At 70.0% G+C, this 1,132-nt stretch carries 1 pseudogene; it reads right to left on the bottom strand.

Features of this window, described 5'->3' with window-relative positions:
• A pseudogene (locus ABD067_RS26300) lies at positions 1 to 1,123 on the bottom strand (IS3 family transposase); the annotation flags it as partial.
• Positions 1,124 to 1,132: the final 9 nt, after the last annotated feature.

Here is a 1,132-nt window from a genome sequence, read left to right as displayed (position 1 = left end):
GAAGGCGCAAGGGCTCTGGTAGCCGAGCGCTGAGTGCCGCCGCCTTGGATTGTAGAAGCCGTCGATGCAGCGGCCAAGGGCGAGTCTGGCCTGCTGGCGTGACAGGAAGACGGTTCGCCAGACCATCTCCGCCTTCAGGGTCTTGAAGACGGTTTCGACCGTGGCGTTGTCGAAGCAGTCCCCCCTGCCGCTCATTGAGCTGGCAATGCCCGCATCGCGCAGCGTCCGCTGGTGTGCGCCGGAGCAGTATTGGCTGCCCCGGTCGGAATGCCGCACCGGACCCGGCGGCGGTCTGCGCATCACCAGGGCTCTTTGCAGCGCGGCCATGGGCAGTTCCTTCCTCAGCCGATCGCCCACGGCCCAGCCGACGGTCCGGCGCGAGTAGAGGTCCACCACGACGGCCAGGTAGAGCCAGCCCTCCGCCGTCCAGATGTAGGAGATGTCGCTGCCCCGCTTCCGGTTCGGCCCCGTGGCCGTGAAGTCCTGCTCCAGCAGGTCCGGAGCAACCGGGTCGTCGTGCCGGCTGTCGGTGGTGCGCTTGAACCGCCGCCTTTGCCGCGCCCTCAGGCCGTCGTCGCGCATCGGGCGGGCTGCCCGGTGACGCCCGGTCGAAAGCCCCCGGGCCTTCAGCTCGGCATGCATGCGCGGACTGCCATAGGTTTCGTCCGGACAGGCGAAGTGACCACGAATATGGGCCAGGAGGATCAGGTCCTCCCGCTGGCGCCGGCTGGCTGCCCTGGCCTTCCAGGCGCAGTGCCCGCTCGCACTCACACCAAGGATGCTGCACAGGCGCGGTATCGACGCCGTCGCCTCCTCCGCATCGATGAGCCGGGACCCCGTCGACTTGTCTCCCTGGCGAAGAAGGCCGTTGCTCTTTTTAGCAGGCCCCGCTCCTGGCGCGGGAGCTCGTTCTCCCGCCGTGGCCGCGCCAGCTCCTTCTCCGCATCCGGGTGAGGTCCGGCCAGCAGCTCCGCTTCCTGGAACCGCCGCCGCCAGTGCGTCAGCGTCGACCGGCCCACCCCGAGCTCGGCCGCCACCTCGCCCACCGCCCGCCCGCCGACAGCAGGCGGACCGCCTCCCGCTTGAACTCCTCCGTCCAGCCCCGCCGGCGGGGATCTCCCATGTCGCCCTC

Source organism: Craurococcus roseus (assembly GCF_039523795.1).
GTDB classification, from domain to species: domain Bacteria; phylum Pseudomonadota; class Alphaproteobacteria; order Acetobacterales; family Acetobacteraceae; genus Craurococcus; species Craurococcus roseus.
Note: the sequence above shows the minus strand (reverse complement) of the source record. Positions and strands in the feature narration are given on the sequence as shown.